At 41.0% G+C, this 24,882-nt stretch carries 26 protein-coding genes; 8 read left to right on the forward strand and 18 right to left on the reverse strand.

The genetic code is table 11. From position 1 onward, the window contains the following. Nucleotides 1-149: 149 nt before the first annotated feature. The 3 genes from ACWJJ5_RS05365 to yneA all read right to left on the reverse strand — a co-directional run bounded on the left by ACWJJ5_RS05365 (nt 150) and on the right by yneA (nt 1,429). Complete coding sequence (locus ACWJJ5_RS05365) at nt 150-383, reverse strand: DUF896 domain-containing protein (protein ID WP_003153997.1); 234 nt, start codon at nt 381-383, stop codon at nt 150-152. Between the two features lie 68 nt (nt 384-451). Next, a complete protein-coding gene (locus ACWJJ5_RS05370) occupies nt 452-1,102 on the reverse strand; it encodes a YneB family resolvase-like protein (RefSeq protein ID WP_003153998.1) in 651 nt (216 codons plus the stop codon). A 15-nt stretch (nt 1,103-1,117) separates the two neighbouring features. Continuing rightward, on the reverse strand, nt 1,118-1,429 hold the full coding sequence (yneA, locus tag ACWJJ5_RS05375) for a cell division suppressor protein YneA (RefSeq protein ID WP_003154001.1): 312 nt from the start codon (nt 1,427-1,429) through the stop codon (nt 1,118-1,120). Nucleotides 1,430-1,585: 156 nt separating this feature from the next. On the opposite strand from yneA, the gene lexA reads away from it, so the two are divergent. Beyond that, complete coding sequence (gene lexA / locus ACWJJ5_RS05380; protein ID WP_003154004.1) at nt 1,586-2,206, forward strand: transcriptional repressor LexA; 621 nt, start codon at nt 1,586-1,588, stop codon at nt 2,204-2,206. Nucleotides 2,207-2,545: 339 nt separating this feature from the next. Here lexA and ACWJJ5_RS05385 read toward each other — a convergent pair whose 3' ends face one another. After that, nucleotides 2,546-2,974: a hypothetical protein gene (locus tag ACWJJ5_RS05385; protein WP_070081879.1), complete on the reverse strand. Its 429-nt coding sequence runs from the start codon at nt 2,972-2,974 to the stop codon at nt 2,546-2,548. 141 nt (nt 2,975-3,115) lie between these two features. Between ACWJJ5_RS05385 and ACWJJ5_RS05390 the strand changes: the two genes are divergently transcribed. Beyond that, the gene (locus tag ACWJJ5_RS05390; protein ID WP_454022267.1) at nt 3,116-3,565 is read left to right on the forward strand and encodes a YndM family protein; all 450 of its coding nucleotides are present in this window, start codon (nt 3,116-3,118) and stop codon (nt 3,563-3,565) included. A 27-nt stretch (nt 3,566-3,592) separates the two neighbouring features. On the opposite strand, the gene ACWJJ5_RS05395 is transcribed toward ACWJJ5_RS05390, so the two are convergent. From ACWJJ5_RS05395 to ACWJJ5_RS05410, 4 genes are all read right to left on the reverse strand, one after another. Further along, nucleotides 3,593-4,423, reverse strand: a complete 831-nt coding sequence (locus tag ACWJJ5_RS05395; RefSeq protein WP_003154011.1) for a prohibitin family protein — start codon at nt 4,421-4,423, stop codon at nt 3,593-3,595. Further along, a complete protein-coding gene (locus tag ACWJJ5_RS05400) occupies nt 4,410-4,559 on the reverse strand; it encodes a hypothetical protein (RefSeq protein ID WP_003154013.1) in 150 nt (49 codons plus the stop codon). Before ACWJJ5_RS05400 ends, ACWJJ5_RS05395 begins: the two co-directional genes overlap by 14 nt. A gap of 108 nt (nt 4,560-4,667) precedes the next feature. Continuing rightward, a complete protein-coding gene (locus tag ACWJJ5_RS05405; protein ID WP_454022268.1) occupies nt 4,668-5,489 on the reverse strand; it encodes a poly-gamma-glutamate hydrolase family protein in 822 nt (273 codons plus the stop codon). 276 nt (nt 5,490-5,765) lie between these two features. Then, nucleotides 5,766-6,200: a dUTP diphosphatase gene (locus ACWJJ5_RS05410; protein ID WP_003154017.1), complete on the reverse strand. Its 435-nt coding sequence runs from the start codon at nt 6,198-6,200 to the stop codon at nt 5,766-5,768. A gap of 378 nt (nt 6,201-6,578) precedes the next feature. On the opposite strand from ACWJJ5_RS05410, the gene ACWJJ5_RS05415 reads away from it, so the two are divergent. The 4 genes from ACWJJ5_RS05415 (at nt 6,579) to ACWJJ5_RS05430 (ending at nt 11,016) form a co-directional block, all read left to right on the forward strand. Beyond that, nucleotides 6,579-8,996: a peptidase G2 autoproteolytic cleavage domain-containing protein gene (locus ACWJJ5_RS05415; protein WP_454022269.1), complete on the forward strand. Its 2,418-nt coding sequence runs from the start codon at nt 6,579-6,581 to the stop codon at nt 8,994-8,996. 168 nt (nt 8,997-9,164) lie between these two features. Next, nucleotides 9,165-9,311 (forward strand): hypothetical protein, encoded by a 147-nt coding sequence (locus ACWJJ5_RS05420; protein ID WP_164672386.1) that lies wholly within the window; start codon nt 9,165-9,167, stop codon nt 9,309-9,311. 285 nt (nt 9,312-9,596) lie between these two features. Next, nucleotides 9,597-10,133, forward strand: coding sequence for a stress protein (locus ACWJJ5_RS05425; RefSeq protein ID WP_454022270.1), 537 nt, complete (start codon nt 9,597-9,599; stop codon nt 10,131-10,133). Nucleotides 10,134-10,917: 784 nt separating this feature from the next. After that, nucleotides 10,918-11,016 carry a YjcZ family sporulation protein gene (locus tag ACWJJ5_RS05430; RefSeq protein WP_003154022.1) on the forward strand — a complete coding sequence of 33 codons (99 nt, stop codon included), beginning with the start codon at nt 10,918-10,920 and terminating at the stop codon, nt 11,014-11,016. 164 nt (nt 11,017-11,180) lie between these two features. Here ACWJJ5_RS05430 and ACWJJ5_RS05435 read toward each other — a convergent pair whose 3' ends face one another. The 6 genes from ACWJJ5_RS05435 to ACWJJ5_RS05460 form a co-directional block, all read right to left on the reverse strand. Further along, nucleotides 11,181-11,801 carry a lytic polysaccharide monooxygenase auxiliary activity family 9 protein gene (locus ACWJJ5_RS05435; protein WP_003154023.1) on the reverse strand — a complete coding sequence of 207 codons (621 nt, stop codon included), beginning with the start codon at nt 11,799-11,801 and terminating at the stop codon, nt 11,181-11,183. 213 nt (nt 11,802-12,014) lie between these two features. Beyond that, a complete protein-coding gene (locus ACWJJ5_RS05440; protein WP_454022271.1) occupies nt 12,015-13,088 on the reverse strand; it encodes an LLM class flavin-dependent oxidoreductase in 1,074 nt (357 codons plus the stop codon). Between the two features lie 225 nt (nt 13,089-13,313). Next, a complete protein-coding gene (locus tag ACWJJ5_RS05445) occupies nt 13,314-13,946 on the reverse strand; it encodes a DUF3885 domain-containing protein (protein ID WP_172614712.1) in 633 nt (210 codons plus the stop codon). A 665-nt stretch (nt 13,947-14,611) separates the two neighbouring features. Then, nucleotides 14,612-15,154 (reverse strand): GNAT family N-acetyltransferase, encoded by a 543-nt coding sequence (locus ACWJJ5_RS05450; protein WP_077722376.1) that lies wholly within the window; start codon nt 15,152-15,154, stop codon nt 14,612-14,614. A 217-nt stretch (nt 15,155-15,371) separates the two neighbouring features. Continuing rightward, nucleotides 15,372-16,133: a GNAT family N-acetyltransferase gene (locus tag ACWJJ5_RS05455; protein ID WP_454022385.1), complete on the reverse strand. Its 762-nt coding sequence runs from the start codon at nt 16,131-16,133 to the stop codon at nt 15,372-15,374. A 34-nt stretch (nt 16,134-16,167) separates the two neighbouring features. Beyond that, nucleotides 16,168-16,584, reverse strand: coding sequence for a UPF0715 family protein (locus ACWJJ5_RS05460; RefSeq protein ID WP_454022272.1), 417 nt, complete (start codon nt 16,582-16,584; stop codon nt 16,168-16,170). 601 nt (nt 16,585-17,185) lie between these two features. On the opposite strand from ACWJJ5_RS05460, the gene adhP reads away from it, so the two are divergent. Continuing rightward, complete coding sequence (gene adhP, locus ACWJJ5_RS05465; RefSeq protein WP_079004854.1) at nt 17,186-18,202, forward strand: alcohol dehydrogenase AdhP; 1,017 nt, start codon at nt 17,186-17,188, stop codon at nt 18,200-18,202. 150 nt (nt 18,203-18,352) lie between these two features. On the opposite strand, the gene ACWJJ5_RS05470 is transcribed toward adhP, so the two are convergent. The 3 genes from ACWJJ5_RS05470 to ACWJJ5_RS05480 form a co-directional block, all read right to left on the reverse strand. Further along, the gene (locus ACWJJ5_RS05470) at nt 18,353-18,853 is read right to left on the reverse strand and encodes a DinB family protein (RefSeq protein WP_014305055.1); all 501 of its coding nucleotides are present in this window, start codon (nt 18,851-18,853) and stop codon (nt 18,353-18,355) included. A gap of 63 nt (nt 18,854-18,916) precedes the next feature. Then, nucleotides 18,917-19,831 carry a helix-turn-helix transcriptional regulator gene (locus ACWJJ5_RS05475; protein ID WP_014305054.1) on the reverse strand — a complete coding sequence of 305 codons (915 nt, stop codon included), beginning with the start codon at nt 19,829-19,831 and terminating at the stop codon, nt 18,917-18,919. 580 nt (nt 19,832-20,411) lie between these two features. Beyond that, nucleotides 20,412-20,597 carry a hypothetical protein gene (locus ACWJJ5_RS05480; RefSeq protein ID WP_003154035.1) on the reverse strand — a complete coding sequence of 62 codons (186 nt, stop codon included), beginning with the start codon at nt 20,595-20,597 and terminating at the stop codon, nt 20,412-20,414. Between the two features lie 811 nt (nt 20,598-21,408). Here ACWJJ5_RS05480 and ACWJJ5_RS05485 point away from each other — a divergent pair. Continuing rightward, nucleotides 21,409-21,507 carry a YjcZ family sporulation protein gene (locus tag ACWJJ5_RS05485; RefSeq protein WP_003154037.1) on the forward strand — a complete coding sequence of 33 codons (99 nt, stop codon included), beginning with the start codon at nt 21,409-21,411 and terminating at the stop codon, nt 21,505-21,507. Nucleotides 21,508-22,023: 516 nt separating this feature from the next. Here the strand turns inward: ACWJJ5_RS05485 and ppsA are convergent. Then, complete coding sequence (gene ppsA / locus ACWJJ5_RS05490) at nt 22,024-24,621, reverse strand: phosphoenolpyruvate synthase (protein WP_454022273.1); 2,598 nt, start codon at nt 24,619-24,621, stop codon at nt 22,024-22,026. Nucleotides 24,622-24,882 lie beyond the last annotated feature (261 nt).

Here is a 24,882-nt window from a genome sequence, read left to right on the forward strand (position 1 = left end):
TTGTTGTACCTTTTCATCATAAAGCGATGCTGACTTTTTCTCAACTCTTTCAGCTTAAATTTGAGATAAACTTGTTGAAAATTGTCGTAAAGCACATCCTGATATTAGTATATACGAAAAAAGAATACGTATTGCCGTATTCTTTCTGTTTAGTGAAGATTATTTTTCTGTTGTTCTCTTTTTAATTTTTCAGGGGTGACATCGTTGCCTTCCGGATCAATCACTTTTACGCTCTTTAACGTATTTTTCATTGAGGAGCGGAATCCTTTCAAATACTCTTGGCGAAGCTTTTGCTGTTCAGCTTTTTCCTCATCCGTTATCGTGTTTGATTTAGCTTTTTGAGCCAATTCGTTAATTCTTGCGATTTTTTCTTTAGAAATCATAATAAGCTCCTTTGGTGCGTGTTGATTATATACTACTAAAACGCAGTCTTTTTTACAACTGATGCGCGTCAGCTGCCTTCTGTGTCTGCGGTATATTCCTGAAACCGCCGGTGAACCGTGGCTTTGGACACGTCATAGCCGAATCCTCTTAGGGTCGCTGCGATTTCTGCAAAGGTAAGCTTGTTGGCTCTCAGCCTGATAATTTCCGAAACCGGAACCTCTTTTTTTTCTTTTCCGCTGTTTTCATGCCTGTTTTTCAGATTCCGTTCAGGTTTGTAGCCGTTTTTCACGGCTCTTTTCATTCCCCGCCGGATTTTCATATTGTGAATTTTCCTTTGATATTCCTCAACAATACTGACGATTTCGAGTACCATCGAATCAGCTTCGGAAAGCTCCAGTTCACCTTTATGAGCCGTCGTATATATTTTTACGTTCTCCCTGTAAATACAATGCAAAAGCGCAATCTTGGCGTTTCCTCTTCCCAATCTCGTTTCGTCCTGCACCAATATCGCGTCAATATGTGATTTTTTAATTTCATCAAGCATTTCAAATACTCCGTCGCGGTCCATTTCATAACCGCTGGCTTTCTCAGAAATGACTTTCACGACTTCCATGCCGTTTGCAGCAGCGATCTCACTGAGCTCTTCTTCCTGTCTTTTTAATGACGTTTGCTGCTGTTCTTTGTTTGTGCTTACGCGGGCATAAATGAGCGCCTTCATTTCTCTCTTTCCTCTCTAATTGACAATGGCCAGCTGATATACGGCCGGATGCTTCTTCTTAACCGGAAGAATAAGTTCGTCTCCGGGCTTTATATCAGCAGTTTGGAGATGATTATTCTCCGTCACCCACTCAATGAAATCTTCTTTATTAATGTGTTTCTTTTCTGCTACATGATCCGCAAGTGACCAGAGTGTATCGCCGTCCTGAACCTTTATTTTAACATATTGGCTGAGGGACTGATCATTTCCCGCACATGAGACAAGTAAAATAGCGGCACTTAAAATCGCAGTAAACAGCCCGACAAATATGATAGATTCTTTCGCCATGTAAATAACCTCCGATAAGAATGTTTGTTCGCTTTTTATATCTTTCAGTATATACGAACAAATGTTTCTGTCAATCGTTTTTTTCGAACCTATGTTTGTACTGTCAGGAAAATCATGCTATAATCTACTTAAAATCGACGTTTTGAGGTGCGAAATATGACGAAGCTATCAAAAAGGCAGCTTGATATCCTGCGTTTTATTAAAGAAGAGGTAAAAACGAAAGGATATCCGCCTTCTGTAAGAGAGATAGGAGAAGCAGTAGGACTGGCTTCCAGTTCAACCGTGCACGGCCATTTGGCGCGGCTGGAGACAAAAGGCCTGATCAGACGGGACCCTACTAAACCGAGGGCGATTGAGGTATTGGATGAAGAAGAAGTCCATATTCCGAAAAGCCAGGTCGTAAACGTTCCGGTCATCGGGAAAGTGACGGCGGGTATTCCGATTACGGCTGTTGAAAATATCGACGAGTATTTCCCGCTTCCTGACCGGATGGTTCCTCCGGGCGAACATGTCTTTATGTTAGAAATCATGGGAGAAAGTATGATTGACGCCGGCATTTTTGACAAAGATTACGTCATTGTCAAACAGCAGAACACGGCCAATAACGGAGAAATCGTCGTAGCTATGACCGAAGATGATGAAGCGACGGTTAAGCGCTTCTATAAAGAAGACAATTATGTGCGGCTGCAGCCGGAAAATCCGACGATGGAGCCGATTATCCTGCAAAACGTAAGCATTTTGGGGAAAGTGATCGGCGTATTCAGAGCCGTCCATTAATTCTATTAAACTTCATTTATCGTAAAAAACCCCTTACAGAGGGGTTTTTTTGCATAAAAAAAGCAGATTCGCCCTGGCTTAAGAAACGAACCTGCTAAGGAGGAAAAACTTACATTCTTATTATCCGACATCACACTTTTGAAGTCAACTAATAATGTTTCCCTCAAGAAACTTTTCATCCATTTTTCAACTTTTTATATATTTGTGCGTGATGAATTTGTTTTTTTATCTTTTCTTTGGGCGGGTACGTCAAAAATTTATGTATGAATATTTAGTACATAGTGCAATAAGTTAAATATAAATATAAAAAAACCCGCTGCCTTTAGCGAGTATCTATTTTCAATCAAAATGATAATATTCTACACCGTAAAACCCTTTAATATAGACGGGACCACAGACGTTTGAAGAACTTTCAACCAGAATCCTGTATTTGTGATACGGATCAATTGATTTTTTATCCTGGGCACTGAGGTTTAGCCAGCTGCCGCTGTAGTTTTTAGAACTTAATGTATAAAAATTTCCGTTCAGCGCCATCCGCTGGAGTTTCATGCTTAAACCGCACGAAGAGTTGTTCATTATGGTGAACTTATAGCCTAAAAAATAATCGTCGGCAGCTACAGTCCCCGGATTTTCAATATGAAACTCTTTTGCGTTTCCCTCCAAAGTGAAGCTTGTTTTTGATCCGAATTCAGTGGTAGCCGCTTTAGCTGAGTGTATTCCGCTAAAACATAATAAAAAAACAGCAATACATATCCAGTATTTTTTCATTTGCATCCCCCTTTTTACATATTTTAACTTGTGAATCCTGTGATGTCTATTCACATTTTACTTTATAACCACTATATACCAGTTTAAAAATTTGCGGATTGCTTACAATGAAGACTAAACGAAATAACGAAGGTGGTTCAAATGAAACACGTAATTGCTTTCGCTTCTAAAACGGCGCTCACACTTGCTTTACTGTACATTGTTCTGGATCTTATGTACCAAGTAACCTTTTTAAACGTTCTGTTTATTACAGTGATCTTAAGTTTAATCACTTATTTTGCGGGTGATTGCATGATTCTGCCGAGAACAAGCAATTTCACAGCCATTGCAGCTGATTTCGGAATTTCATTCATTATATTATGGATATTCCTGATGAACATTGGCGGGTTTAATGTCTCTCCTGCCGCGGCATCGGTTATCTCTGCACTTTGCATTTCTGTTTTTGAGGCATTTTTTCACCGGTATTTGCAGCAATATGTACTTCCCGAAGATTATCAGGACACAACAGAGACGGATAGCACGCTATGGAGCTATCAAACCGAGGCGTCTGAAGAATTAGTGCCGGAAAAAGACCCTCAGGAAAAAACATAAAAAGGAGGCAATCGCCTCCTTCTCTTTTTACTTTTGCTTCTGATCGTCCAGCGGCAGCTGCAGCAGTGAGTCTGTGCCTGTCGCTTTCGGCGTTTTTCCGTCCCATTTTTCAATCCATTTATATTTGATCATTTCATCGGACATTGATTTCTTTATGATTTCGTTATAGTCAGCGATCCCTTCCGCTTCAATTTTTTTCTTTTTCGCTTCGGCTTCGGCTATTTTAATTTCAGTTTGTGTCCGTTCAAGTTCCTGTGAAGACTTCACCCTTGCATCGATGGCTTCCTGTGTGGCTTTATCCGGCTTTGGTACGCCAAGCGTCAGATCATCAATTAAAAATCCAAGACTCTTCATATCATCAGCAAATCTCTTTTGAACATCGGCAGCGGCTTCTGCAGATTTTTGCCCGTATGTGTCAATAACCGAGTATTTGCTGATTGATTTTCGCGCCGCATCCCACAGCCTTGTTTTTAAATATGTATTTTCGATCGTTTCCACATCTACCGCCCCGAATTTGTTAAACAGATCGACTACTTTATCAGGCTGCACGACATAGTTGTAAGCGATATCCATTTCAATATTTTTACCGTCAGAGGTTGCCACTTTTATATTTTCATTATTCACTGTCTGCATACGCACCGGGTATTCCGTCACTTTATTAAATAATCCGACTAAGTGCCAGCCTTGGTCCAATGTGTCGGATTTTACCCCGCCATTCGGTGAGTATACAACCCCGACATAACCGTTCGGTATTTTTTCAATGAATAGTGACGCTGTGACGCCCGCAATTAAAAGGGCTGCACCTATAATCACACCGCCGAGAATTTTTTTTGTGTTTCCGCGCTTATTTTCGCTCATGCTGATCTTCTTCCTCCCATGACTTTTTTAATTTTTTGGCTCCGCTTCCCACTTGTTTAAAGATTGGACTAAGCATCAGCCATAAACCGAATCCGATGATGACAAGAAGAATGATAGACCCGATCATCACTTTCATTTGCCCACCTCTTTTCTTTCATCCTGTCAATTATGTATACGATCTTAAGAACTTAAAGTTTCATAAATTTCAAAAGAAAAAGCCCCGCCGACAAAATAGGCGTGCTTATTAATAATTGTCACTGATAAAATCAGAAATCGTTTTTGTGAATTGATAAAAGGTCTTATTTTGTGTGGATGCTCTGCTTTTCAGCGTAAAAGTGTCAAATAGTGATGTTCTGAAGCCGGTGCTCATTTCGATTTGGATACTCAATCCGGATGAAGATTGATTGGCAAGGTTGTTCGGACTGACGCCTGCATATTTATCATTTGTGCCAAGAAGAACGGCTGGATACCCGTGCCGTTTCAGCACATCGGTCAAAAGTTCGGCCCGTTCTCTGTCTGTACCGCCGATTTTTATCTTTTTATCATCACTGCCGTAACCGTGCAATGAAATGACATTAGAGTGCTCTTTCACCATTTGCACGGCCTTAGGTTCATCGAAATGCGAACTTGTCAAATGCAGAGCCGCATTACCGGCTGATTTTAACCCTTCAAATAAATATAAACTCCGGTTTTCGGCAATTTCTCTGGCTAACTCACTGGTCCCCGGCTCTATGCCTCCGCCGTGTATAGCTAATATGAGGACAGAAGGGTTATGCTCCCGCGTTGAAATGGAAAAATCGGAAGGATCTTCATTCAGCTTTAATTCCTCGAAACTGCCGTAAATATCTGAAGCGGCATCAGCCCGAAAGAACGGCAGAAGCAAAAACGGTAAAATTAAAACTAAAATTCCTTTTTTGGTTATTGATGGCATTTGTATGTTTATGTTACAATACAAATGCTTCAGCCTTTGAAGCGAACGGCAGAACAGGGTGACTTTGGACGGTTTCTTCTGCTCTGCCTCTTTGCCAGCTGCTTTACGGTCTACTCTTCTAACCCTTTTTTCCATAACATCATCCTTTCTTTTGTTTACACTTTTGTCACAATATTATATACGTTGGACAAAACCTCCGTTCATCTTGAAGAATAAAAACATCAAAACAACCTCTATCCTTTAACCTAAGAAAGTCTTTCTGTTCAAAGAGACGGAAAGCTTAAATGATAAAAATGAAACCCTTCTCCTTAGTTTTGTTTGATTTCCCAATTTAAGAATCCCCGAAACAAATTGAATGTAACTGTTGTTTCCATAAAAAAAAGACTGCTGTTAAGCAGTCTTTTTTTCGTTTTATTTCGTGCCTGTTGATCCCAGTCCGCCCCGGTCATTGTTTCCGAGCTTGTCTACTTCGATCAGCTCCACTTCAGGCATTTTCTTCATGATTCTGAATTGGCAGATCCGCTCCCCCTTGGAAATGTCGGTATCCCGAAGCGCGAATGCAGGAAAAAACCAGAAGTCATTGTCGCCTTTATATGATTCATCAATGACTCCCATTGAATTTGTCTGAATGATACCGAAATGCTTATATGTACTTGAACGCGGAACGACATGCGCCTCGTATCCTTCCGGCAGTTCCATCGCAACTCCAAGCGGGATAAGTTTGAATTCACCTTTTTTGATTGTTATATCTTCAGCTGCCCGCAGGTCAATCCAATCGCCCTGTTCAATTTTACTGATTCTCGTTTGCGTATCATCTGAATATTTAATTTTGATTTGTAAAGTCATGTTCGCTGCTCCTTTTGCTTCCCTATTTCAGTCGTATTGATGACCAATCCGTGCCCCATTATACCATTTAACTGATAAGAATGCTGATTTTGGTGTATATGCAGCCGAAGAGGAAGCACGGCGAAGACAATGAGAATAAACCTAAAATGAGGACCCCTCCTATCAGTTTTTCCCTCCATTTTCACATGACAGCTTCAATTACAATAATGCAAAGCTTTATATCCTTCTTTCAACAGAGCTTTTTTAAAATTTCACCTTGGTTTCAAAAGGAATTTCGTTCTGAATAAAGAATTTGAAGAATAAGCGCTTAAAGGGCGCGCGATTCTTTTCTGTCCCCTGCCTCAGGCGCTTATATCAAAAGAAAGAGGTGTCTTTAGAATGGTTCAATTTAAAAACTTTCCTGATCCGTCTTTAAACGCCCCACTGCAGTCTCGCCCTGCACAGCCCTCTGAATTGGAGCATCTCAAAGCAAGGATGCAGAATTTTATTAAGCATTCCGCAACGGATGATAATCTTGAGGTCGCAGATGCCCGGGTGACGGCGGAAGGAATGGTCACCTCACTTTTAAAAGAACGGCTTGATACAGAATACGAAATGCTTATGAATAAAATCACCCGGGAAGTGAATGTGGAGGATTACGGAGCGGTCCCTGACGGCCGGGACAATACGGAAGCCTTTCGGAGAGCGATCGGGAACGGCCGGGTCAAAGTAAATGTTCCCGCAGGAGAATTTTTGGTTCAAGGGATAAAACTCCCCTCCTGGACTACCATTTCCGGTGAGGGACAAGGGATTACCGTGCTTAAGCTTCATGAGGACACTCCCGCATACGAATGGGTCATTACTAACGATGATTACGAAAATGGAAACCGTAATATTTTTGTCCAGAACATGACTTTAGACTGGAATCCTGATCGTCAATGCGGAGTCAGGAACCCCGGAGGACAGTTTTCCAGCTGTTTAACGTTTGCTAATGTGCAATACGGCTGGATTAAGAATGTTGAAACGGTTAACGCGGGTCTTCATGGTATAGATATTACATCTCCGACTTACGATCATTTGCCTGAAACAGAATGGACGAAAGATGGCTGCCGTTATATATGGATTGATAACTGTGTGGCATACGGCGCCGGAGACGACGGCATAACCACCCATTACAGCGAATATATTTTCATTTCCAACTGCCATTCCGGAAACCCCCGCGGCACAGAGCATGCTGAGGGCAGCGCAAACTCGAACGGCATTGAAATTGACGACGGCTCTAAACATGTGTGGCTTTTAAATAACTATACGAGCGGAAATATCCGCGGGATTGAGGTAAAGGCGCACAGCCTGTGGCCGGCTTCTCAAAATGTTCATATTATCGGTCATGTTTCGTATCGTGATGTACGTTCATTTGATATTCGTCATATCGGCCATCATCAGGCCTCAGACCCCGAAAGCACGACGGCTTATGATGTTACTTTAACCGATTGCACCGCGATTGAACCGGTATTCAATGCTCTCTATGACGGTGTGACCCCGAGGGCGCTGGTCATCTCTGCCTATAAAAACGTTAATGTAAACGGATTCACAGCTATTGGTGATCCCTCATACGACTATGGCGGGAATCCAGTCGTGGCTCTTCAATACCGCAGTCAAAATATTACGATCAACGGCATTAAAATACGCGGCTTTACACAAGCCGGGGTTGACATCAATATATCCGGCGGATCTAATAAAACCGATTATGTTAAAATTTTAAATTTTGATATATACAAGTCTTCTCCTAAAGGCATCTCAATCGGCGGAGGCCAATATAACGTAAATATTATGAACGGTACAATGATCGGAGACGGCGGTTCCGTCGGAATTACGTCCCCTAACAGTCAGGCTGTCATTCTCGGGGTGCAAGCGGAAGGTTACAGCGCGGCCGCATCTATAAAAGGACAGACTTATGAGCAGATCCCCGTCAATTTAAAGGGAGGCGCACAGCTCGCGACCAGCTCCGGTTTTGCATTCAACCCGACAAGCGCCGTTATTGCGGGAACAGGCGATATTACGGCTAGGGGTGACAGAAATGCGATCATCAGCTCTTCCGGAGGTTCAAGTTCTGAAGGTTCAAGGGCATTTATCGCCGCTTCAAACAATGTCCATATTACAGGCGGCAAAGTCTCCAGAACGATTCTGTCATCAGAAAGCATTACATTGGAAGAACCATACACGGTTGCCGGAGGGCATCAGTCCATCAAATGGAAACTGGATTCAGCGGGCGGCCACGGTACGTTCGCCGGAGCTGTCACCTCTTCCCTGTCAGGGTACGGAGAATATTTTGAAAGTGTAACCGGCCAGACGATTCCCGCCGGGACGATCGTCACAGTGAAAGGCGAAAAAATTGAACCGGCTCACGTCGGAGATTATATGCTCGGCGTCATTTCAGAAACAGCCGCTTTTATCTCAGGAGCCGCAAGCTTCGGATGGCAAAGCCGCTTTTTGACAAATGAGTTCGGCGGTTTCATATACGAAAATGTGACTGACGAAGAAACAGGAGAAACGGTACGCGTACCGAAACAAAACCCGGACTGCAGTCCGGCTCTTGAAGCTGACTATGAAGCACGCGCGGCCAGAGACGAATGGCATATTGTCGGACTCAACGGCCGGCATTACGTACGGGTCGACAGTACGGTCAGCCCGGGAGATTATATCACGGCTCATAACGGAATCGGGACTAAAGCCGCGGAAGGCTGGAAGGTATTGAAACTGACGGCCTTATACAGTGCTGAAAAAGGGTACGGCATTGCAATTGCGGTTATCAAATAGGGTCTCAATATCAGGATCATCTCCTCTCTTTTCTATCGGGCGGGTATGATCCTGTTTTTTATACCGAATGAGATGCCTCTTTTTCAGCATACCGTTTCATTTGTCCAAGCCATCCATGCTTTCTGTCATAGAATACTACCGTCAGATGAAAAAAGGAGGAATATGAGTATGGATATGGATATGGGTATGAACGGACATTATGATCACCAGCCAAAGCAGCCTAAACAAAAGAAGAAACAAGATAAAAAGCATCTTGATTATGATTACATCGTTGTTTATAAAAGAAAATGCAAAAAATGTAAAAAATGCTGCTGACTTGACATATCAACACTTTTTACACCCGGTAAACCCCGGGTGTTTTTCTTATTATGGCGTTTCTCCGGGCTTTTTTTACCCAAAATCCGGTCATCCTATCACAATACATAAAAAGACTCTATTATTTTCTTCCCTTTTCGCCTAATGAAAAGTATTTCATTTACAGAAAACAACACAAATAGAATGACATGACTTTTGAGAAAATCTACTCTTTGCTTGGTCAATTTCTCTGCGATACCATGAATTTGCAACAATTTTTAAAAATTTCCTCAGGAGGTCATAGACATGAAAATCGCCAGAACAATAGTCGGATCATGCTTAGCTTTATCTCTAACAATTCCTTTCACAGCCAGTGCCTCAGCAGCCAGTCAGTCTGAACATGCAAACGCGTCTCACGTTTCACCCGTTGCAAATCCGTTAGAAAGTAAATTACCCCAAACAGCAGGCCAAAACGTAAAAGCAGCAGGTGTTGATGCCGGGCTGAACGTAAACGTAGATGTTCTCGGAATTTCAGATCGCATTGCTGAAGCGGTTAAGTCAGATCAAAACCGAACCGGCTGGGTAAAAAATGTCATGGAAACAACATTTTACGCATCAGGACAGAAGTACAACGTCATGGTGTTCAATTTAAATCAAGAATATGAAGACCGCTTTAACGGCGTTCAATTTTACGGATCAGCCGTTTATGACGGCATTACTTACGGAATCTGGGTCTTCGAAGACGGTTCCTTTGATAACAAAGGAGACGGGGGCTGGATCAATTGGGCATTCAGAGGATGGTTCGATCGTGATAATCAGCATATTGAATTCCACAGACCTTAATACAGAGAAAACTTGCGGCAGCGCCCGCAAGTTTTTATTTTAATAACGGGATACTGCACATTTTTCACCGTTATAACGACTATACTTGAAGTGCGGGCTCCGATCGCAGCCCCGGTAAGTCTTTCAAAGTGAGGGTATGCCATGTCAAAGTCTTTAAAAATAATGTTGTGGAGCATATTGGTGTTCATCATCTTGTTAGTGATGATCGGAATCGTTTCTTACAATCAAACTCCGTCTGCAGAAAGCACAGCAAAAAGAATGCTTTACAGCGTCTAATCAATTTTAAGCCTTCATCGGCTTTTTTTATTTACCGCAGAACACTTGAAGTTCTTCTATTTAGATCGTTAACGTTCCCATTCTGAATGGAGTATACGCGTATATTATCAGGCAGTCCGTTTTGATACATGGTTCCGATTATGCCCTTCGCATCTTTTTTCTCTATTCCTCATCACATTCCCTCTTTTCATGCTACTGCTCTTGAAACCAACCAATCATTTCTTCAGCCTGTTCCGTTGAATCAAAAGGGTCCAATCCTAATAGCGTGTTACATTTTCATTTTTAAAAAAACAAGCCAACTGCGCATCCTCTTCGCAACTGCTCAATATATGAGCCTACGTTTCTATTACAGGAAGCAGTACGATTCCTGCTTTTACTCATTTTAACGGATGGCCATGTGGAGGAAATATAGACTAAAAAACCTTTTTTCAAAAAGTAGACTAGCATCCCTATCAAACTTTTCATTTCGGCATAGTATGTATTAATCCTCTTTAGGAGGTGAGATTATATGGGATTCTCAGGTGGTTATGGTAGCTCCTTTGCGTTAATCGTGGTGCTATTCATTTTATTAATCATCGTTGGGGCTTCTTTCCTCGGCGGTTATTAAGAATCCTCTTACCTCCGCATCCATGTCAGCAGCACCTCCATGATCGTACGGCGCCATAAATGAAATGTTTATGGCGCTCTGCTGTTTTTCCCCTTTTCATTCACACATTAAAACTAAAAAGATCGGCCGATGAATCAACATGCAGCCGATCAGTAATTCATAGATTATTGTGTAAGATTTACATCGATGACGTTATAGAAGGCATTGGAAGTATCCGCAACGTCCCATACCCCCAAAATGACATGATACCCGCTTCGATCAGTCGGCACAAAAATCTTATGAGTCAGATTCGTATCTGCCTTGGAACCGTCGTGGTTTACCGTTCCGATTAATTCAAATTCATCTCTTGACAAAGGTTTATTCGGATTCCAGTTTTTCTTGGTGATATAATAGTGCCACTTTGATGTCGCATGAGGAGCCGTGTAGTACCAAGTAAAGGTGTTAAAACCGCCGCGGATGTTTTGTTTTACCCAATAATCTGCAGTCTGCTTGTCTAAACCGAAGTCAATTTGTCCCGATCCCCCATTTGCAGACGCAATTCTTCCATCCGGCGGACCTGCAGCCGGAAATCCTTTCGGCCCTTCTACAGACTGAGGATTATCAATGACGGAGCCATATTTCTGCGCAGCGGCCGTCCAGCCCAATGTTTGTTTCTCTAAAGCTCCCATGTACGCTCTGCTGACGGGCTCTTTTATATACCCGTGCGCAGATGCATCACTTGAATAGAAAGCGCCTCCAATCCCAAGAGTAACAGTTAAAACTGCAGCTTTGACTAAACCCTTCATTACTGCATCATCCTCCCTCTTTTGTTAATAAAAACCTTTCGGTATATACACTTCACGATAGAGGATGAAATGACCTTCCTTTTCTTGATAGGAAAAAGCAATGAGGTTCGCGCTTTCCCCTTTGTTTTTTATAATCATAAAGAAAAAGCCGAGCCGATTCTGTTGTCGAATCCGCGATTGCCAAAAACCGGCCCGCCCCTTTTGCTCAGAACTTCATTCGCTGGATTTGCCGGTTTCTTTTCGGATAACCGGTGCTACTTCCGTTGCTAATCGTTCGATGTTTTCCGCGGCTTTTTTAAACGGCATACCTCCTATATCGATTTGCGCGAGAAATCGCTGATGCCCGAACAACTCATATTGATGCATGATTTTTTCAATGATCTGCTGTGAACTTCCCACAAATAAAGCTGTTTCTTTTCCGGACGCCCGCTCAAAATCTTCCTTCGTTAAAGGCTCATCGATCCCGTGATATGAATGAACGTGAGACCAGTAATTTGAATGATACGGGTAAAATTCTTGTATTGCCTGTTCATTCGTTTTTGAAATGAACATATGTCCGGTTACGGCAACCTTCACATTTTCCGGAGGATGACCGGCTTTAAAAGCCGCTTCTCGGTATTTGTCAACAAGCGGCTTAGATGACATCGGATCACCGCTCAGTACAGCTAATGCCAAACCCGCACCTGCACGCCCGGCTCGTTCTGCGCTTTCCGGAGTCCCCGAAACACCTAACCATAGCGGAATGCTTCCGCGAAAAGGCCGAGGAGAAATTTCTGCCTCGCGCAGCGGCGGTCGGTAACGTCCTTTCCAGGTAACCGATTCTTCCCCGGAATTTAGTTTTAAAAAAAGGTTAATGTGTTCTTCAAACAGTTCTTTATAATGGCCTACGTCATAACCGAAAAGAGGAAACGAGTCTAAAAATGCGCCCCGTCCCGCAATGATTTCCGCCCGGCCGTCTGAAATCAAATCAAGCGTTGCAAAATCCTCAAATAAACGGACGGGATCTGCGGTGGATAATACAGTCGTGGCACTGGTCAGCTTAATATTTTCAGTGATCTGTGAAATCGCTGATAAGATGGCCGGCGGCGAAGATACCGCATAATCAAGACGATGATGCTCGCCTACACCGAATACATCAAGCCCTGCGTCGTCAGCCAGTTTCGCCAGCTTTATCAATTCATCTATCCGCTGCTTTGCGCTGACTGTTTTCCCTGTCAGAGGATCGGGATATAATTCTGCAAATGAATAAATTCCAATTTCCATACAATCACGGTGTTCAGCCCTCACATTTCTCTCCTCCTGCACTGTGTAAAAAAGCTTTTATGTTATTCTATTCAGCCGTTTTATAAATAGGAATTCATTCAAAATAAATACAGAAGCTTAACATGCAGAAGGCCGGTATAAGAGGAAAAAAAGTTTCCGGCGCCCTTCAATTCTGCCCATTATACTCATGCAGCCGTACTAGGCAAGAACAAAGCCGGCACAAGCGGATTCGAATTCATGTGTTCGTTTTCAGTCCAATTCAATCCAATCGTGATATTGATCATAAAGCTTTCGTATTCTTCCGGCATCAAGAGCGATGACTTCACACCCTCTGTCATCATACAGAAAGAAAATAATATCTTTTGTCATATTCACAAAGAAAACATCGGGATACCCAACGGAACAGCCCCCGAACCTTGGCTTCAGCGGAAAATCTTCGTGGACGGCTGCCTTAAGTAATTGGGGAATACGCAGATCTTTCCGTTTACATAATAAAGAAAACTGCTGCATTTCATATTCTTCTGCATCATCTTCTTCAAACGGACAGGGGCAGGTCTTCACCTGAATCCGATATAAATCATCCTTACACTTCAGAAACGGCTGATAAACCTTTAATTTTCTCGCGTGATTACCTTGAGTTTTATGCTTATATACGTTGGCAACAAGGAACATGTCATCACTATGTTCAAACAGCTCATTGAAAAGTGCGGCGGTTTGATGATGAACAAGCTGAAAATACTCAATATTCAAAGCACCGCTTTCATTAAATTGATACATATTGCCGCCCAGAGAAAAATGAATTCCCACGTCCCATTGATGATAAATGCCGGACACTAATTTTAAAGTCGGAAACCTTTCCTTCAGATAATCATTTATTTTCATTCAAACATCTCACTTTCCGTTTCCCGCTCCAGAGACAGAAGAAGCCGAAAACATTCCGCTTATTTCTTTTTCACCCTTGTAATATTATTCCGATTGGAATACAATGAAATAGAACACTGTGAACCCCATTGATCAGGGTGGATGCTGGTCACATTCATCCTGATCCTTTCTTTTACACAAGATCGCACCAACTTTGAACCCCTCCGTTTCCAACCTTATTCATTGATGTTACATATATTTCAATGGTATTATTTTCTTATACATAAGCATCAAGAGGTGTCAGCTTTGAACAGCATCAGAAGATGAAGAGAATATTTCCGGTCTCACCGTAAAATAGGTTGCCTCTGACCTGCTTTTCACATTTTGATTATCAACCACTTTTCCATCCTCAAGCGCTTCTTTAAATGCATCAAAATGAATTGAACATTGCTGATTCGATTACTTCCCGCTCCTTCTGTCGTTAAACTGCAAAATGTCCATCACAATCATCCTCTCTCTAATTTTACAACATTGCTATAATGATTTTCATGTTTTTCCCAACCTTCAGGCTGAATCTTTTTGATCGTTACTAGGTAACCTAATGAAGTATTTAACTTAAATACAAAAAAACCTGCTTTCAGCAGGGTTTTTTCGGTAAAGGAGAGGTTATTTCCCCACAAATTCTATTAACTATGTTTTTGTTTTAACCATTCTTTCTTTAGCAATGCGTATTGGTAAGTGTTTTCATATTTAGGTGTTCCATCCTCGTGGGCAGTAAATGAAATAAACTCAAGAAAATAACCTTCTTTACGCATTCCTAATCTCTCACATAGTTTTTGTGACCTGCAGTTATCATCTTCAACATATGCATAAAGCCTTCTTGCTTCTTTTTGCATAAAGAGATACTCAAAGAAAGCCTTCGCACTTTCACTTGCGTATCCCATCCCTTCAAAACGGGCATTAAAATTCCAACAAACGGAATAGGTATCTGGCTCTTCTTTTAAATAAAATAGTTCTCCGACTAGATCATTACTGTCTTTTAAACAAACTGCAATATAAGAGTCATCTCGGCTTCTTTTTTGAACGTTTACGGCAGCTTCTTCTAACGTAGATATTCTGTCATCAAGAAAGCAATTCACTCTCGGATGTGCCGAATATTCCAACAGACCTTGCGCATCTTTCTCGGTAAAATTTCTTAAAATTAAGCGATGGGTTTCAATTTTTTGCATTTGCAGTCTCCTGTTTCATTGTTATCGACCTTTGAAAAGAACTTCTTCGTTTGTTGAAGAACTTATCACAATCTATTTTTACTATAATGATGGGTGTTATCATCTTTGTCAAAAACAATAATCATTCATTTGCCGCCCGCAATGTAAAGTACTGAACAATTTTCCTGAAAAACCCTCAGTATCGAATATAGAAACGAGCAATAGTAATAAAACAAAGTTAAGCCATTAAAAGCTTATTCAGTATTTTTTCAAACTTATTTACGCTCATCATCTCATGAGTGAGAAATGTCCCATTATAAAACACGCTGAAAGTCGTCCAAACTGCCGGGGATTTTTGCGCCATATCTTTTGACGTTATTCTCAGGGCCTGAAAATGAAGCCCTTTCTTTTCAGTCAGTTCCTTTAAATCCTTTAACACTCCGACTGCAAATGGGCATTGAGCTGTATAAAATATTATGATTCCCTCATCATTAACGGAATTACTTTTCACCTGTTTTTTAAATACAGGAGGATGTGCATGTTCCTTCCACGTCAGTGACACCAACTGAAAATAGGGTTCTGCTTCATCTTGCACAGCAAATCCCATATGCTCGAAGAAATGCTTATCACTTAAATAAGGGAGTTTTTTCTTCCCCACTATATGAAATATCCCATCCATACCGCGGGATTTTGCATCTGACACACATTTTTCTAACAAGTGTTTCGCATGTCCGTTATTCTTATATTTACCTGAGACCCAAAGGCAATTAATAAACATAAAATTAGGTGCGCTTACCGGGACCCACGCTTCTTCTGCAGGTAAATATTCAATAAAAATTTTGGCCCGTTCGTTTAGGCGGTAGAACACCAAGCCATCACTCATCCGATCTTTGAGCCAGCTCTTCTTTTCATTTACCGCATCCTCATATTGTTTCGTACCTAACGCACAGCAAATATGATTGTCATCAATATTGTCCCTAGTCAACTCAATGTATTCAATTTTCCTCACCCGCTTTCTTTTGGGAACATCAGCTTTACTTCCGGTGAACATTGTAATTTCTCAGAAATATAGAGTCCCAGTACCAATATATGAACGCAGCAGCAATGCTCATTATGTAATAAATGAAACTTCTGAAAACCGTGAAATCAATTGACGGATTACCTATGTGCCAGAACAAGAACACAGCTAAAAAAGCGACTGCGGTATAAATGAAAAGATGAATCAAACTAAACTTTTTAGGCTTCTTTCTTAGCCATAGTTGCACAGGAACAGCAAACAAAAAGTAAGTAATGAATGCGTAAAAAGCAATGATAACTACAGTAACCAATGCAATTGGCACAAAACCCGAGTATACAAACATATATAGCCCGAAAATCAAACCATACGACAAACTTGAAAAAGCCAACGTGTAAATATACTTTCGACTTTTGCTCCAAGACGCCGCTCCCATAATTTCACCTGCTTTTTATAAAAATACATTTTCCATTTTTTTATTTTTAAAATCAGTATATATCCATCACTTTAAAAGATCTATGTTTTTTTGGCATATCATCAATTCGCTATCTTAATATCCAGAAATTTTATTGCCATTAAAAAAGATCGCTCACCAATCTGCATCCGGCTCATCGTGTTCGAATCCGTGAAATCCACACGTCTCCGCAGCCTGCTTCTTTTGTAATCAATAAGTAATGATTTCTGTTTGCATCACCATTCACCTTATCAGCCGAGCTCAAGTTCAAATGATTACCCGTGAAATTCTTTTCACTAAAGGTAAAATCATATCCTGCCAGTGTAATTCTCTGCAGTGCAAGTCAAATATCTATAGAAAGATTATGACCACAAAAGCAAAGCATTCTGTGCATTTGGAGACAAACCCCCATTTAAACACCATTCGGATGACAAATCATCCATAGAATCCTCCCTTCATAGCTCCCTCAATTTTTGTAGAGACACTTGCCTGCAAAAATGTAAGGGTTTTCAAAATAAGAGCAGTATGCTAAATTGTAAGATAAGTAAAAATTTTCTGCTAATATTTGAAAGGGGTGTATGATTTGAAAGCTGTAGTAGCAACAAAAGACAAAAGTATAGCGATCGTACAAAAAGAATTACGTCCTTTGCGACATGGTGAAGCCAAAGTTAAGATGGAATACTGCGGTGTATGTCATACTGACTTGCATGTTAAAAATGCTGATTTCGGGGATGTTACCGGCGTCACTTTAGGTCATGAGGGAATAGGCATTGTGACTGAGATTGGTGAAGGCGTAACAAGCCTGAAAAAGGGCGACCGCGTCTCTATTGCCTGGATGTTTGAAAGCTGCGGCCGCTGCGAATATTGCTTAACAGGCCGTGAAACCTTGTGCCGTGATGTAAAAAATGCCGGCTATACAGTTGACGGCGCAATGGCTGAAGAAGCAATCGTAGCGGTCGATTATGCAATAAAGGTGCCGGAAAATTTGGATCCTGCAGCAGCAAGCAGCATTACTTGTGCAGGTGTAACAACTTATAAAGCGGTTAAAGTCAGTGAAATTAAACCAGGTCAATGGATCGGTGTATTTGGAGTCGGTGGTTTAGGCAACCTGGCTGTTCAATATGCAAAAAACGTCTTTAACGCTAAAGTGATTGCTTTCGACATTAGCGATGAAAAATTGAATTTTGCTAAGAGCTTAGGCGCTGATGCGGTTGTAAACAGTTTAAACGAAGACCCCGTCGCTAAAGCAAAAGAAGTGACTAACGATTTAGGGCTTGATGCAGTGGTCATCACGGCTGTCTCTAAAACCCCTTTCAATCAAGCGATTGATGTTGTAAAAGCAGGAGCTCGCGTAGTCGCCGTCGGTTTACCGGTGGACAAAATGGATTTAGATATTCCCCGTCTCGTGTTAGATGGAATTCAGGTAGTAGGTTCATTAGTGGGTACCAGAGAAGACCTGAAGGAAGCTTTTCAATTTGCTGCGGACGGTAAAGTTGTACCTAAAGTGACAAAACGCCCGATCGAAGATGTGAATGATATTTTTGAAGAAATGGAGCAAGGTAAAGTGACCGGCCGCATGGTTATCGATTTTACTTCCTAATCATTAAGGCTGCCGGGAATGATACGGCAGCCTTTAATCTCTATTCTTGCTCTGCGCCCCACCCAGACTGAATGAGACTTTGTCATTTAGTTCAGAAAAGAAGCTCTACAGACCATTCAGCGGTTATTCATTTTGCAAGTACTCTCTGAACTAACCCTGATACCAATATAATGCAAGGTCATTCATTGCCGAAGCGTAGCCCTGCTGTCTTAACATAGTTGTTATGCTGCCCCGATGATAAGTTCCGTGATTGGCAACATGGAATAAAATTTCTGAGTAAGCAGTTTCTCTGTAACCTAACCAAGGATTATTTAAGTTCATTTTTTGTTCTAAATCTGTTTGGCTATTCATCCATTCTTCAAACTGTGAAGCCAGTTCTTCATAAGACGCCGCAAATTCATCTGCAGAATATAAATGAGCTCTTTCCGCATAAGCCACAGAACCTTCCAATGCTTCCTGCATGTCTATTCCTTTAAGCACTTGCAGCCACATAACATCCACCGCGCAGATGTGACTGAACGTTTGAGCAATTGTAGGATATGAACTGTGAACCTCTTCATAAAGGACATTACTTGGTAATTCCTTTATTCTTTCTAATAACGCTTTATTCGCCCACACATGATACTGATACATATTTTTCGCATGGTTCATTTAACATCTCTCCTTTAAAGTTGATACTTGTGATTATAAAAAAAGATATATGACAGCAGATTGTCATACATCTTTATAAATTTTCATTATTTTTTCGGCTTCATCCATTAAAATTGATTGCAGTTCCAGCGGTTTTATAATTTTAGCGCCACTGCCAAAGCTCAAAAGAATTGATTTAAGCCATCCGGCATGCTGAGGCCGATACACAGAGATTGTAAACGTCATACTTCCATCTCTGTTCATGACTTTTGAAGCGTTCTGAAATTGATCTAATACTTTAGCTATGGAATTAGGATTAACCCAAATGACTACATCCGCAAACCCTCCTAGGTCGGATTCTGAATAAGATGGTTCATCTTTCACTTTGTGACTGCGCAAAAACTCTTCTTGAGTAAGCGTTATATTCATCATACGTGATACTCTAAATTCTCTATCATCTTGACGTTCTCTGCAGAAGCCATATACATACCAATTACGAAACTTATAATGAAGGTGGATAGGTTCTACTTCACGTGATGTAAATTCATTTTTATTACTGACATAATCAAAGCGTACTGCCTTTTTTTCCTGTATAGCTTTTCGCAGCCGGATTAATGAATTCGGTTCTGTTCTAAGGCTTTCCAAGTTAACATACAAAGTCCCGCTGTTTTCGCTTGTATCCAGAGATTTTAATCTATCTATCGTGTGTTCAACTTCTTTATCTTCAAAAACACTCGACAAACTGCTTAATACTGTAATTAAATTCAATACATCATGAGAACCGATTAAACTTTTATCAAATTTGTATCCTCTCATTATCCCAAAACCGCCGTTAGCCCCTTGGTATGAAACGACTGGTATTCCAGCTGCACAAATCGCTTCGATGTCTCTATAAATTGTCCGCGTTGATACTTGAAATTCATCAGCTAAACTGGAAGCAGATAAAATTTCATTATGTAAGAGCTTGAAAATGATTGATAACAAACGTTCTAATTTCAATTCTCAATTCCTTTCCTTATTAGGGTTGGAAGTGCTCTTTTTACTCTGACACATTTATGCCGTTCACCTCCTGTCACTTCAAGATACCACGCAGAAAGCTTAATTTTTCCACCCAACCGCATAATACGCGAATTACCATATACTTTGTGACCCTGATAAACCCTTCTATCGCTTCATCTGATATTCAATAAAACGCCTGTTCTCTTCACTGAGTAATTTGAGGCTCAATTTAATCTACATAATAGTTCACTGAATCTCTCAACAATTTTAGATAAAAATCTTCTTTTTATAGAGATGTTCGTTCTATCGACATCCTTATGATAAATATGGTAAAATTCTTAAAAACAAGGGAGTGTTGTTACATATGAGTCTTATCATTTTAGCATCCACGCTTTTATGGGGTGCAGTGATCCACGAGCTAAACAAACCTTCAAAAAAGCAAAGTAAACGAAAAATGATCCCTTTGGTATCCCTCAGTTCTTTATCTACTTTAATCATCACAATTTCGCTTTTTTCTAATTTAATTGGTTGATATTTGTTATGAGGAAACCCGCCAGAGGTTCCTCATAACACTAAAAACCTACTCACTGCACTTTTTACAGCAGACCTTATCAGAGTGTTTGCTTAACACTTTGTCCATTCTCCCCACAGGCATCTTCTTCTCACTCGGAAGTGTAAGATAAGCTGTTATCTCATCCCCTGATTTTAATGTTTTTCCGCAGATAGAGCATTTTAACTCAGTATTAAAGAAATTTTTTAATCCCATTCAGAAGCCTCCTTATTTACCTTTATAAAGTAATACGTTAAAGCTTTATAAAAGTTTCAGGTTAAAGAAATACTCCTTGCTTGGGAATATACTTCGTTTCAGTTGATCCGCAGCCGCCCCGGTCATCGTTATACCTCACTCAATCAGGCAGCTTCTTCCTTATATCCTCTACGACATTAAATGCGGGGAAAACGTTCATTCAAGAATTCAGCGTTAACCAAAAAGGAGAATACATCCTGAAATATGATAGCGGCACCGGTGATAGTGTCGATGGTTTCTTTAGATCTGTTGAGATCTAAATTCCGTTAGGAAAGTCGGCAGTTTTGCCGGACTTTCTTTTACAATCATTCTGCAGGAATAAAGGTAAAGTGTCGAATAAACATATGACCGTTTTGAAACGGAAACTTTATCGGCATCACAAACCCTCAAGCAGCCTCCTTGTATCGTACCTTGCGTCCCTTTGTGATTTGTTTTGATTTGTCGTATACTGCGCTTGCCCGGGAAATGATGAATATTTTCGTTAACTATGATTTCCCTGTACCTCTTCGTATGTGGCTCTGCATGATGAAGTAACGTCATGGCTCACCACTTTCATACACAGTTTTATTGCATGTTGAGCCATATCCCCTCTTTAAACAGCAAACCGTCCCATCCATTTCTCTCTTTCAGTTAACTTCCCATTATTTCATATTCTTAGAAGCTCTTCATTTTAGACTTAATATCCATTTTTTCTTATTTAGACTTAAATCTATGTCGAAATTTATCATCCGGCATATTATGTACTATCCTAACAACAGGAGGTGGCAATAATATGGGGAACTACGGTGGAAATTACGGTGGAAGTTCTTTCGTATTGATCGTTGTGCTGTTCATTTTGTTAATCATTGTAGGTGCTGCATTCCTTTTCTAGCACATTGACGATTTATATTCGTCTCCCAAACATTGCATCCCTTAGTTCGGACAGACGCCATAAGAAGTTTTATGGCGTTTTTACTTTTAAAAAAAATCATCTAAGATAAACATTTTTTATTTTTACTCTGGTAAGCGGGAGAGTTTCCTCCCCTGCCTGCGCCAATATTGCCGCTATGAAGAATAAGGCGAATCCAATTCGGAATAAAAACTTGTTCATGAACAAAATCCCTAAATAGTTGTTAAAAAACTAAGGCGGTTTTTAATTCATCAGGATTACAGATGTTGTGAACTTAAAAAGGATATTACTCACCTTTATAAAATTGTCATTCGTTAGATTTAGTCACTGAATCTTTTTTGTAAGGGTCCGCCCACAAAATGCGGTGTTCACACATTAAATCATTTTCACATAAAAAAACCGGATTCCTCTTCTAAGAGGTTCCGGCTTTTCTTATTGTTCGGTCTTTGTCAGTTAAAATGCGGGAAATAGCTGGTGACGCGATGCACACACCCGCTATTATAATATTTCAATAGAGCCTTCTGTTCCATGAACGCGGATTCGCTGACCATCTTTTATCAATTGGGTTGCATTTTCAACTCCAACAACTGCAGGTAAGCCGTATTCACGCGCGATAACCGCTCCATGGGTCATCAGTCCGCCAACTTCAGTGACCAGGCCTTTTATGGATACAAACAATGGTGTCCAGCTGGGATCAGTATAGGGGGTAACTAATATATCCCCATCTTCCAAATCGGCATCTTCCATGTTTAAAATAACCCGTGCCCTGCCCTCTATGACTCCCGAGGAAACGGGCAGCCCGGCAATCGCTCCGGCCGGGAGATTTTCTCGTTTGTACTCGCCTGTAACGATTTCACCGTCAGACGTAATAACACGCGGCGGAGATAGTTTTTCATATACTTTGTACTCGCCTTTTCGTGTGCTGATGATTTGGTAATCCAATTTATTTGTGCGTACGACTTCCTGAAGTTCTTCAAAAGTGAGATAGTATATGTCTTCTTTTTCATGAATAACCCCCGCTTTTGCGAGTTGTTCGGCTTCTTTCAGTAAAGCCTGCTTATAAACGAAGTAGCGGCTGATCATGCCGTATTTTGGATATTCTCTGAATCCGCTGAAGTTCCGGATGATTTGGATCATTCGTTTAGTTTCTTTGGCTTTTTGTTCACCGTCCGGTAATTGCTTCAATCGGTCTAATAACTCTTGTTCTTTCTTCAACGCCTCCTGCCGCCCTTGCTCAAATTTCCGCTGGCTGGCATTTGACTCAAAGTTTTTGAGATTATTAAGAATCATAGGGACAAGTGCAATTGGTTTTTCGCTCCATCGAGTTCTTGTGATATCAATTTCTCCGGCACATCGCATTCCGTACTTGTTGAGATAAGCATAGATAGCGTCATGGGTTTCCCGCCCGCCTTCAAACTTCACCAGCCCATCCAAAAAGTGATCATCTTTTACATTCTCTAAATAGGCAATTACTTCTGGATAAGGACGGATCACATCGGCGACGTCCAATAGCGCAAGCCCCATTTCTGAAGTAATATTATGGGGTACAGATTGAGAAAGCGGATCTGCTGCGTTTTTTTCGCCTAACCACTCGTTCATTTTTTCGTTAATCCATGATGAAGCATCCATTGCAGTTCGAATCAATACCGAACTTTTTGGATTAAATAAAATATTCTTTAATTCCTGGATATCTTCCAAAATAAAACGAAATAAATCAGATCCTGATTTCGTCTGGATGTTTTGTTTTAACTCTTCTATCGATGCCTGACTGCTCTTAATCAAATCAGAAACAATTGCCGGATCGTTTTCAGCTTGATCCGGCATATCTGCATTGCCTTTGCCGGGAATCGGCGCCGTTTTATCATGTATCGGCTTAATGAAATCATGCCGCTCTATTATGGTCATAAGTGCGTCTTTTAAGAGCGGATCGTGCTGCCCCATGCCTTTTAAGAAAACTTCTCTGACATTAGGAGATGCCAGTTGATGTGTGACATCAACGAATAGCCTTCCGCCGGCTTTACGCATAGGTGCAGCAGTCGTTAACAGAAAAAAAGACAATCCAAGGGGTTTTATGGGATCCGTCATCATTTGCTGATGACCAACAGAGATATAGACGTGATTTTCTCGATCGTTCGCTTCAGGAACGGGGTATAACGTTGTGATCGGACGACTTTGGACAATATAAAAAGTATCGCGGTCCAAACACCATTCGATATCTTGCGGCTGGCCGAAATGAGCTTCGATCTGTCTCCCGATACGTGCCAGCTGTAAAATTTGTTCATCAGTCAGTGTTTGAATCTTTTGCTGATCAAGAGCGATCTCCTGTGTTTCTGTTCCGCCTTCTTTTCGTTCATAGATAGCCAATTTTTTAGTTTCTATTCTCTTATCGACGATTTGCCCGTCCTGTACTTTATAACAATCGGCAGAGACTAAGCCGGAGACAAGTGCTTCACCAAGTCCAAAACCGGCATCAATGGATAGCAGCTTTCGGTTTCCGGTCATCGGATCAGCGGTAAATAAAATCCCCGAAGCCTGAGGGAACACCACCCTTTGGATGATAACGGATAAATAAACTTGGCTGTGATCAAATCCATTTTGCATACGGTAAATGACCGCGCGATCCGTAAATAGGGACGCCCAACATTTACTGATATGCTGCAAGATCGCATCGACGCCGGTAATATTTAAATAAGTGTCTTGTTGACCGGCAAAAGAGGCATGCGGTAAATCCTCAGCTGTCGCACTGGAACGTACGGCATAGGCATGTTTTTCGCCGAACCGGGAGAGATGGCAAGCGACTGCTTTGACTACATCTGAAGGAATTTCTGCTTCCATAATGGTTTGCCGGATTTTTTTGCTGACTTCACCAATTTGATCCCGATTCTCCGCTTTCAGCATGGTCAGTTGATCCAACAGCGCTTGTAACGTTTCGTTTTGTTCAATGGCTTTTTGATATCCTGCGGTTGTGACACAAAATCCTTCCGGTACTTGTATTCCTTGAATTTTTGATAATTCCCCTAAATGTAACCCTTTTCCTCCAACGAGCAAAGGCTGTGTTTTTTCAATTTCGTGAATGCCGAGAACCAAAGAACTCATTCTATATCTCCCCTTCAAAAAAATTTGACAAGAGCTTTTCAGCATGATATAATCATAATATAAGATGGATAACTATGACTTTTCACACAGAAAGCGCGCGTGTTCTGATTATATCACCGTGTCTGTTTTTGTGCAATATAAAAAGAACCTGGCCAATTTGGCGAGGTTCTTTTTTCATTTTCTAAGGAACTCCTGAAGTTGAGTAATACCTGCAAATCCATTGCAGAAAGGCTATCTCCACGGATTCAAGAAACAGGAAAA

The sequence above is a fragment of the Bacillus sp. JK74 genome, from assembly GCF_053663395.1.

What these genes read in the sequence shown, in the direction of transcription:
- ACWJJ5_RS05420 (WP_164672386.1), top strand. Translation starts at nt 9,165, where the DNA reads ATGGATATGGATATGGGTATGAACGGACATTATGATCACCAGCCAAAG.
- ACWJJ5_RS05395 (WP_003154011.1), bottom strand. Translation starts at nt 4,423, where the DNA reads ATGAGCGAAAATAAGCGCGGAAACACAAAAAAAATTCTCGGCGGTGTG.
- ACWJJ5_RS05485 (WP_003154037.1), top strand. Translation starts at nt 21,409, where the DNA reads ATGGGGAACTACGGTGGAAATTACGGTGGAAGTTCTTTCGTATTGATC.
- ACWJJ5_RS05480 (WP_003154035.1), bottom strand. Translation starts at nt 20,597, where the DNA reads ATGGGATTAAAAAATTTCTTTAATACTGAGTTAAAATGCTCTATCTGC.
- ACWJJ5_RS05370 (WP_003153998.1), bottom strand. Translation starts at nt 1,102, where the DNA reads ATGAAGGCGCTCATTTATGCCCGCGTAAGCACAAACAAAGAACAGCAG.
- ACWJJ5_RS05390 (WP_454022267.1), top strand. Translation starts at nt 3,116, where the DNA reads ATGAAACACGTAATTGCTTTCGCTTCTAAAACGGCGCTCACACTTGCT.
- ACWJJ5_RS05445 (WP_172614712.1), bottom strand. Translation starts at nt 13,946, where the DNA reads ATGAAAATAAATGATTATCTGAAGGAAAGGTTTCCGACTTTAAAATTA.
- ACWJJ5_RS05400 (WP_003154013.1), bottom strand. Translation starts at nt 4,559, where the DNA reads ATGAAAGTGATGATCGGGTCTATCATTCTTCTTGTCATCATCGGATTC.
- ACWJJ5_RS05470 (WP_014305055.1), bottom strand. Translation starts at nt 18,853, where the DNA reads ATGAACCATGCGAAAAATATGTATCAGTATCATGTGTGGGCGAATAAA.
- ACWJJ5_RS05425 (WP_454022270.1), top strand. Translation starts at nt 9,597, where the DNA reads ATGAAAATCGCCAGAACAATAGTCGGATCATGCTTAGCTTTATCTCTA.
- ACWJJ5_RS05435 (WP_003154023.1), bottom strand. Translation starts at nt 11,801, where the DNA reads ATGAAGGGTTTAGTCAAAGCTGCAGTTTTAACTGTTACTCTTGGGATT.
- ppsA (WP_454022273.1), bottom strand. Translation starts at nt 24,621, where the DNA reads ATGAGTTCTTTGGTTCTCGGCATTCACGAAATTGAAAAAACACAGCCT.
- ACWJJ5_RS05365 (WP_003153997.1), bottom strand. Translation starts at nt 383, where the DNA reads ATGATTTCTAAAGAAAAAATCGCAAGAATTAACGAATTGGCTCAAAAA.
- ACWJJ5_RS05405 (WP_454022268.1), bottom strand. Translation starts at nt 5,489, where the DNA reads ATGGAAAAAAGGGTTAGAAGAGTAGACCGTAAAGCAGCTGGCAAAGAG.
- ACWJJ5_RS05385 (WP_070081879.1), bottom strand. Translation starts at nt 2,974, where the DNA reads ATGAAAAAATACTGGATATGTATTGCTGTTTTTTTATTATGTTTTAGC.
- ACWJJ5_RS05415 (WP_454022269.1), top strand. Translation starts at nt 6,579, where the DNA reads ATGGTTCAATTTAAAAACTTTCCTGATCCGTCTTTAAACGCCCCACTG.
- lexA (WP_003154004.1), top strand. Translation starts at nt 1,586, where the DNA reads ATGACGAAGCTATCAAAAAGGCAGCTTGATATCCTGCGTTTTATTAAA.
- ACWJJ5_RS05410 (WP_003154017.1), bottom strand. Translation starts at nt 6,200, where the DNA reads ATGACTTTACAAATCAAAATTAAATATTCAGATGATACGCAAACGAGA.
- ACWJJ5_RS05450 (WP_077722376.1), bottom strand. Translation starts at nt 15,154, where the DNA reads ATGCAAAAAATTGAAACCCATCGCTTAATTTTAAGAAATTTTACCGAG.
- yneA (WP_003154001.1), bottom strand. Translation starts at nt 1,429, where the DNA reads ATGGCGAAAGAATCTATCATATTTGTCGGGCTGTTTACTGCGATTTTA.
- ACWJJ5_RS05460 (WP_454022272.1), bottom strand. Translation starts at nt 16,584, where the DNA reads ATGGGAGCGGCGTCTTGGAGCAAAAGTCGAAAGTATATTTACACGTTG.
- ACWJJ5_RS05430 (WP_003154022.1), top strand. Translation starts at nt 10,918, where the DNA reads ATGGGATTCTCAGGTGGTTATGGTAGCTCCTTTGCGTTAATCGTGGTG.